Genomic DNA, 6,695 nt, shown 5'->3' with positions numbered 1-6,695 from the left:
CACGGGGGCAGGTCCTCTTTCTCGGGGTGATCTCCTGGCACGATCGCACACCTGAGAGCGCTTCCACCACAACCGGGCTGCCGCCCCTTACCGCCGGTCACCCGGGCGGGGCATGATGCCGGGCAGGCGTCCGTCCGCGGGACGGACGGTCGGGGGGAGGAAACGATGACGGCAGCCGCACACCGGCCGACCACGCTGGAGGACGTCGCACGGGCCGCCGGGGTGTCCCGGTCCACGGCCTCGCGGGTGATCGCCGGGACCGGGTTCGCCTCGCCGGCCGCCCGGGAGCGGGTCGCGGCAGCCGCCGACCAGCTCGGCTACGTGCCCAACCCGGCCGCCCGGGCACTGGTCCGCGGCGGCGGCGTACGGCTGGTGGTCGCGGTCGCCGGGCCCAGCGCGGCGGTGCTGGACGACCCGTACGTGCACCGGGTGGTCGGCTCGGCGGCCCGGGTCTGCGCACCGGCCGCCATCGGGGTGGCGCTGCACTGGCTGCCGCTGGGCGAGCCGCACAGCCTGGACCAGCTCGCCGGGGACGGCAGCGTGTGCGGGGTGGTGCTGGTGAACACCACCGAGGAGCTGCTGGACGCCGTACCGCGGTCGCTGCGCGGCCGGGTCGCCTCGATCGGCATCGGCTCGGCCACCGTCCCGTCGTTCGACGTCGACAACGGCGCGGGCGCCGGCGAGGTGCTGCGTCACCTGTACGCCAGCGGTCGCCGCCGGATCGCCATGGTGACCGGGCCCCGCTGGCTGCCCTGCTCGCAGCGGCCGGTGCAGGCGTACCGCCGGCTGATGCGCCAGGCGGGGCTGCCGGAGCGGGTACTGCCCGGGGACTTCACCGCGGCGAGCGGCCGGGCGGCGGCCGGTGCGGCGTTGCGGCGCTGGCCGGACCTCGACGCGGTCTACGCGATCAGCGACGAGACCGCGCTCGGGGTCATCGCGGCGCTGCGCGAGGGCGGGGTGCGGGTTCCGGGTGACGTCGCGGTGGCCGGCTTCGACGACATCCCGCTGGCCGGGATGACCGCCCCCGCGCTGACCACCGCGAGCCACCCGGTCGGCCGGATCGCCGCCGCCGCGGCCACGGCGGTGCTGGACCGGCGCCCTACCGCGCCGGTCACCCTCTTCCCGTCCGCCCTGGTGGCCCGCGACAGCGCCTGACCCGCCGCGGGCGGTTAACCCGTGGCGGGCCGGGTAACCGCGGCGCACACCCCGCCGACAGCGAGGAGCGGTGACCCGTGTCCGAACTCAGGCCGCCGCGGCAGGAGCCGGCGATCGGCTCCGGACCCGGCCGGTTGACCGCCCGCGCCCACCCGCCGGTGACGCCGGCGCCCGCCGGCCTGGTGCCGTTGAGCGCTCCCGGCGGCGGGCTCCTGGCGATGCTGTACGCCCCGGAGCCCGCCGCCGACGGCGCCGCGTACCGGCTGGTGGTGCTGCTGCACGGGGCGGGTGGCTCCGCGCGGCAGGGACTCGACCTGCTGCTGCCGGTCGCGGACGCGCACCACCTGCTGCTGGTCGCCCCGCAGGCCGACGCCAGCAGCTGGGACCTGATCGCCGGCGGCTTCGGGGTGGACGTACGGCGCATCGACGGGCTGCTGAACAGCGTCTTCGACGGCTACCCGGTACGCGACGTGACGTTCGGCGGGTTCTCCGATGGCGCCTCGTACGCGCTCTCGCTGGGCCTGGCCAACGGCGACCTGGTCGACGCGGTCCTGGCCTTCTCCCCCGGTTTCGCCGCGCCGCCGACCACCAACGGCCGGCCACGGATCTTCGTCTCGCACGGGGTGGACGACCGTGTCCTGCCGATCGACATGTGCAGCCGCCGGCTGGTCCCGCACCTGCACGACCTCGGCTACGACGTCACCTACGAGGAGTTCCAAGGCGGCCACGAGATCCCCGCCCCGATACGCCGGTCCGCCACCACCTGGCTGACCAGCTGACCCCGACCGCCCGGTGCGGGTCAGACCGGGGGGAGGCCGAGGGCGTCGTCCACCCGGGTGAGCACGGCGACGTCGTCGTCGGCGTTGACGCCGCGCAACAGGTCGATGGCCGTGGCCCGGACCTGGCCGATGATCATGGCGAGGGGGAGGGTCTGGGTCGGCCCGAAGAGCCGTCCGGCGGTGCGCACGGCGGCCAGCGCCGCCTCGTTCGCCGAGTTGGCGTGCCGGTCCGCGGTCTCGTCCTGCCCGTTCAGGTCGGCGGCGAGAGCCGCACCGGCCTGCCGGACCGCCTCGGCCAGCGCACGGAGCGCCGTGCCCAGCTCGGGCGGCGCCGGGGACTGCAGGCGGCTGAGCGTCACCCCGGCGCGGGCCAGCACGCGGACGTTACGTACCGCGTAGTCGATCTGCCGGATCGACTCGTCCACCGACCGCAGCCGGCCGATGTGCCGGCGCCGGCGCACGTTGAGCCGCAGCGCCTCGCCGGCCGCGAGCACCCCGTCGCGCAACCCGTCGACCCGGGCGTCCATACCCCGGGCCTGATTCAACGCGGCGACCGCGGCGGGCTCGTCGCGGCGGTCCAGCGCGTCGGCGATCCCGTCCAGCAGTCCGGCCAGCTCGTCGAAGGTCCGCCGCACGTCGGCGACCAGCGGGGCCAGCGGGTGCCGGGCGTCGACCAGCAGGCTGACGGCGAGCGCGACGGCCCCGCCGATCAGCGCGTCGACGAAACGGAACGGCACCAGCGACCCGTCCGGCGGCGCGACCACCACCAGGTAGAGCGCGGAGACCGCGGCCTGCACCACCGTCACGCCGGTGGCGCCGAGGGCCGCCGAGAGCAGGACGGTGAGCAGGATGACGGTGAACACCGTCCAGGTGCTGCCCGGGCCCAGCGCCTGCACCACCAGGTCCGCGACCAGCACCCCGGCGGCGACACCGAGGACGACCTCGACGGCCCGCCGGATCCGCTGTCCCCGGGCCTGGCCGAGGACGATGAGCGCCGCCGCCGGGGCGAAGAAGGGCTGCGGATGCCCGACCAGCCGGGTGGCGAGCAGCCAGGCCACGGTCGCCGCGAGGGTCGTCTCCAGCACCGGCCGCCAGTCCCGCCGCAGCCGGTCACCGGCGACCCGCAGCCCCCTGAACCGCACCCTCGTCCACCTTCCGCACCAGGTCGCCGGCACCGTGAGTGCCCATCGCGATCGTCTACCATCGCGCGATGGATCCCCTCACCGGGCTGCTCGACGGCCCCCGGGCCCGGGGCGCCTTCCTGCTCCGCTCGGTGCTCGACCCGCCGTACGCGCTGCGGATCGAGGACCGGGCGCCGCTCACCGTCGTGGCGCTGGTCAGCGGCACGGCCTGGCTCGTGCCGGACGACGCCGCCAGGGCGGCCCTGCGCCCCGGGGACGTGGCGGTGCTGCGCGGGCCGGACGGTTACCTCGTCGCCGACGATCCGGCCACCCCGCCGCAGGTGGTGATCCACCCCGGTCAGCGCTGCACCACCCTGCGCGGCGAGCCGCTGGCCGAGTCGATGGCGCTGGGCGTACGCACGTGGGGCACCGGCCCGCACGGGTCGACCGTGCTGCTGACCGGCACGTACCAGCTGCCCGGCGAGGTGAGCCGGCGGCTGCTCACCGCGCTGCCGCCGCTGCTGGTGGTGCCCGCCGACGAGTGGCGCAGCCCGCTGGTCCCGCTGCTGGCGCAGGAGGTGACCCGGGACGCGCCCGGCCAGGCGGCGGTGCTGGACCGACTGCTGGACCTGCTCCTGATCGGCGCGCTGCGCGCCTGGTTCGGCCGTCCGGACGCGCCGCCGGGCTGGTACCGGGCGGCCGGCGACCCGGTGGTCGGCCCGGCCCTGCGTCTGCTGGAGAACGACCCGGCCCGACCGTGGACGGTCGCCGCGCTCGCCGCCGAGGTGGGCGTCTCCCGGCCGGTGCTGGCCCGCCGGTTCACCGAGCTGGTCGGTGAGCCGCCGATGGCGTACCTGACCGGGTGGCGGCTGGCCCTCGCCGCGGATCTGCTGCGGGAGCCGGACGCCACGCTGGGAGCGGTGGCCCGCCGGGTCGGCTACGCCAGCCCGTACGCGCTGAGCACCGCGTTCCGTCGGGTGCGCGGAATCAGCCCGAGTCAGCACCGGGTCGGCGCCACCGCCGACTGATCGCCGGCGGGCTCAGCTCCCGCCGGTGTGCGATGGTGGTCGACATGGACGAGCCGCACGCGGTGGTGGTCGGCGCCGGGATCGGCGGGCTGAGCGCGGCGCTCGCCCTGCACCGGCGCGGATGGCGGGTCACCGTCCTGGAGCGGGCCGCCGAGCTGCGCGAGGTCGGCGCCGGGTTGACCCTGATGGCGAACGCCCTGCACGCGCTGGACGCGCTGGGTCTCGGCCCGGCCGTGCGTCGTGGCGAGCACGCCGAGGCGCCCGGCGGGATCCGCGACCGGCACGGCCGGTGGCTGTCCAGGGTGGACGGGGCGGAGATGACCCGCCAGCTGGGCACGACGGCGCTCGGCGTACACCGGGCCACCCTGCACCGCATCCTGCGCGAGGCGCTGCCGGCCTCGGCGCTGCGGACCCGGGCCGAGGTGGAGCACGTCGAGCCCGGCCCGGAGCGCGCCGAGGTCCGCTACCGGGGGCCCGACGGCCCGCGGACGCTCACCGCCGACCTGGTGGTCGGCGCCGACGGCCTGCGCAGCCGGCTGCGCGCCCAGCTCTGGCCGCAGATCCCCGCCCCGGAGTACGCGGGCTCGACGGCGTGGCGGGCCGCCATCGCGTTCGGCGACGCGGTGCCGGCGGCCATCAGCTGGGGCCCGGCCGCCGAGTTCGGCATGGTGCCGCTCGGCGGCGGTCAGGTCTACTGGTACGCCGCGCTCACCACCCCGCCGGGCGGCCACGCCCCGGACGAGCTGGCGGCCGTCCGGGAGCGCTTCGGCGACTGGCACGCCCCCATCCCGGAGCTGCTGGCGGCGACCCCACCGGGGGTCGTGCTGCGCAACGACATCCACCACCTGGCCACCCCGCTGCCCTCGTACGTGCGGGGGCACGTGGCCCTGCTCGGCGACGCCGCGCACGCGATGACGCCCAACCTCGGGCAGGGCGCCGGCCAGGCCATCGAGGACGCGGTGGTGCTCGGTGCGGTCTGCGGAGACGGCGTCGACGCGCTTCCGGCCGCCCTGGCGGAGTACGACCGGCAGCGTCGCCCCCGCAGCCAGGCCATCGCCCGCGCCGCCTTTCGCGCCGGCCGGTACGGCCAGCAGCTCCGTAATCCCCTCGCCGTTGCGGTGCGGGACGCCGCCTTGCGGCTCACCCCGGCCCGGGCGGCACTTCGGGGGATGGCCCGCTACGCCGACTGGCGGCCTCCGGCGGGCTGAACCGGTCCCGGCGCTCGTTTCAGCCGGCGGCGGCCGTGCCCGCGTACTCGGGTGCGGCGAGGAACCGGGTGAGCACCTCAACGGTGCCCGGTGTGTAGGGGCGGCCGTCGAGCACCTCGTCGCGGGGTACGAACACCATCGCCGCGCCTTCGCCGAGGACCACGTCCTCCTGCCGCGCCCGGGTGTGGCCGATGAAGTAGTGCTTGACCCGCTCCAGCTCCGGCAACGACTGCACCGCGAAGGGGCGCAGCGGGCCGTCGGCGCGCAGGCCGGTCTCCTCCAACAGCTCCCGCTCGGCGGTCTGCTCCGGCGTCTCCCCCACCTCGGCGTGCCCACCGGGCAACCCCCACACGTTGGGGTGGTAGCGGGCGTTGCCGTCGCGTAGTTGCAGCAACAGTCGTCCATCGGGGTCCACCAGCAGCACGCACGCGATCACGATCATTTCCCGAGCCTAGGACGGGCCTGTGACACCGCGACCAGATGTAGCGCCGATCCGCGTGAAAAACCGCGCCGGGCCCAAGACTCCAGAGTAGTCATTTGCGTCGGCGTCGGCTTCAGCCGAACGTGACAGCACGCCGGTAAGATCGGCGACTGCGTTGTGACCGATCGCTGACTGTCCGTGTGAAAGCGATCACACACACTGATTCCATGAACAGGAGAGTCAACCGCGGTAAGGCACTCCGCGTCGCGGTGTGTCTCCTCCTTCTCGCCGTTCTGAGCGGCTGCATGCAGCTCAACATGGGGCTGACCGTCAACGCCGACGACACGGTCGACGGGCAGCTGCTGCTGACCGCCCAGAAGTCCCTGCTGACCTCGCGGAACAAGAACATCCCAGCGGCGTTCGCGGAGCTGCGGCAGAACATTCCCGCGCTGCCGCCCGGCGAGGAGACCGGCTACGACGACGACAAACTGTTCGGCACCCAGATCAGTTACCGCAAGGCGCCGCTGGCGACCTTCGACAGCGAGAGCGTCAAACTGGTCCGGGACGGCGATTTCTACCGCTTCACGTTGCCGCTGGACCCGGCCAAATACGGCGGAAAAATGGCCGAGCAGAATCCGCAACAGCAACAGGCTTTTCTCAAACTGATGTCGTTCGAGATCTCGGTGACGTTTCCCGGGCGGGTGATCGACTCCAATGGCACCGTCAACGGCCGGTCGGTCAGTTGGAAGGTGGACTCCAACCAGGACAAGCCGACCGAGCTGCGGGCCGTCGCCGAGGCGCCGCCCCGACCGTCGGCCTCACCGGTCGCCGCCGCCGGCGAAGGCGGGTTTCCCTGGCTGCCGATCGTCGGCGGGCTGCTCCTCCTGCTGCTGCTCGCCGCTGTGGGCGTACTCCTGCTGCGTCGCCGCCGCCCGACGGCGCCCGCCGCACCGGGCCCGACCTCGCCCGGCCCCCCCGCCGGC

7 protein-coding genes are annotated in these 6,695 nt (G+C 75.0%); 5 read left to right on the top strand and 2 right to left on the bottom strand.

Features of this window, described 5'->3' with window-relative positions:
- Positions 1-165 precede the first annotated feature (165 nt).
- Both EAD98_RS23205 and EAD98_RS23200 read left to right on the top strand, forming a co-directional pair.
- Positions 166-1,155, top strand: a complete 990-nt coding sequence (locus EAD98_RS23205) for a LacI family DNA-binding transcriptional regulator (protein ID WP_121656125.1) — start codon at positions 166-168, stop codon at positions 1,153-1,155.
- A gap of 77 nt (positions 1,156-1,232) precedes the next feature.
- Entirely contained in the window at positions 1,233-1,934 is a 702-nt protein-coding gene (locus EAD98_RS23200; protein WP_233583933.1) for an alpha/beta hydrolase, read from the top strand.
- Between the two features lie 20 nt (positions 1,935-1,954).
- Here the strand turns inward: EAD98_RS23200 and EAD98_RS23195 are convergent, their stop codons facing one another.
- Positions 1,955-3,076: an aromatic acid exporter family protein gene (locus EAD98_RS23195; protein WP_121656124.1), complete on the bottom strand. Its 1,122-nt coding sequence runs from the start codon at positions 3,074-3,076 to the stop codon at positions 1,955-1,957.
- A 68-nt stretch (positions 3,077-3,144) separates the two neighbouring features.
- On the opposite strand from EAD98_RS23195, the gene EAD98_RS23190 reads away from it, so the two are divergent.
- Positions 3,145-4,083: an AraC family transcriptional regulator gene (locus EAD98_RS23190; RefSeq protein WP_121656128.1), complete on the top strand. Its 939-nt coding sequence runs from the start codon at positions 3,145-3,147 to the stop codon at positions 4,081-4,083.
- A 44-nt stretch (positions 4,084-4,127) separates the two neighbouring features.
- Positions 4,128-5,291 (top strand): FAD-dependent oxidoreductase, encoded by a 1,164-nt coding sequence (locus EAD98_RS23185; RefSeq protein WP_121656127.1) that lies wholly within the window; start codon positions 4,128-4,130, stop codon positions 5,289-5,291.
- 19 nt (positions 5,292-5,310) lie between these two features.
- Here the strand turns inward: EAD98_RS23185 and EAD98_RS23180 are convergent, their stop codons facing one another.
- A complete protein-coding gene (locus EAD98_RS23180; protein WP_121656123.1) occupies positions 5,311-5,733 on the bottom strand; it encodes an NUDIX domain-containing protein in 423 nt (140 codons plus the stop codon).
- A 179-nt stretch (positions 5,734-5,912) separates the two neighbouring features.
- Between EAD98_RS23180 and EAD98_RS23175 the strand changes: the two genes are divergently transcribed.
- Positions 5,913-6,695, top strand: a 783-nt coding sequence (locus EAD98_RS23175) for a DUF3153 domain-containing protein (protein WP_199723509.1), incomplete at its 3' end; no start/stop codon positions are given.

This window comes from Micromonospora sp. CV4 (assembly GCF_003667455.1).
Taxonomy (GTDB): domain Bacteria; phylum Actinomycetota; class Actinomycetes; order Mycobacteriales; family Micromonosporaceae; genus Micromonospora.
Note: the sequence above shows the minus strand (reverse complement) of the source record. Positions and strands in the feature narration are given on the sequence as shown.

Coding starts and splice junctions, on each gene's coding strand:
- EAD98_RS23205 (WP_121656125.1), top strand. CDS start 166: ATGACGGCAGCCGCACACCGGCCGACCACGCTGGAGGACGTCGCACGG.
- EAD98_RS23190 (WP_121656128.1), top strand. CDS start 3,145: ATGGATCCCCTCACCGGGCTGCTCGACGGCCCCCGGGCCCGGGGCGCC.
- EAD98_RS23185 (WP_121656127.1), top strand. CDS start 4,128: ATGGACGAGCCGCACGCGGTGGTGGTCGGCGCCGGGATCGGCGGGCTG.
- EAD98_RS23180 (WP_121656123.1), bottom strand. CDS start 5,733: ATGATCGTGATCGCGTGCGTGCTGCTGGTGGACCCCGATGGACGACTG.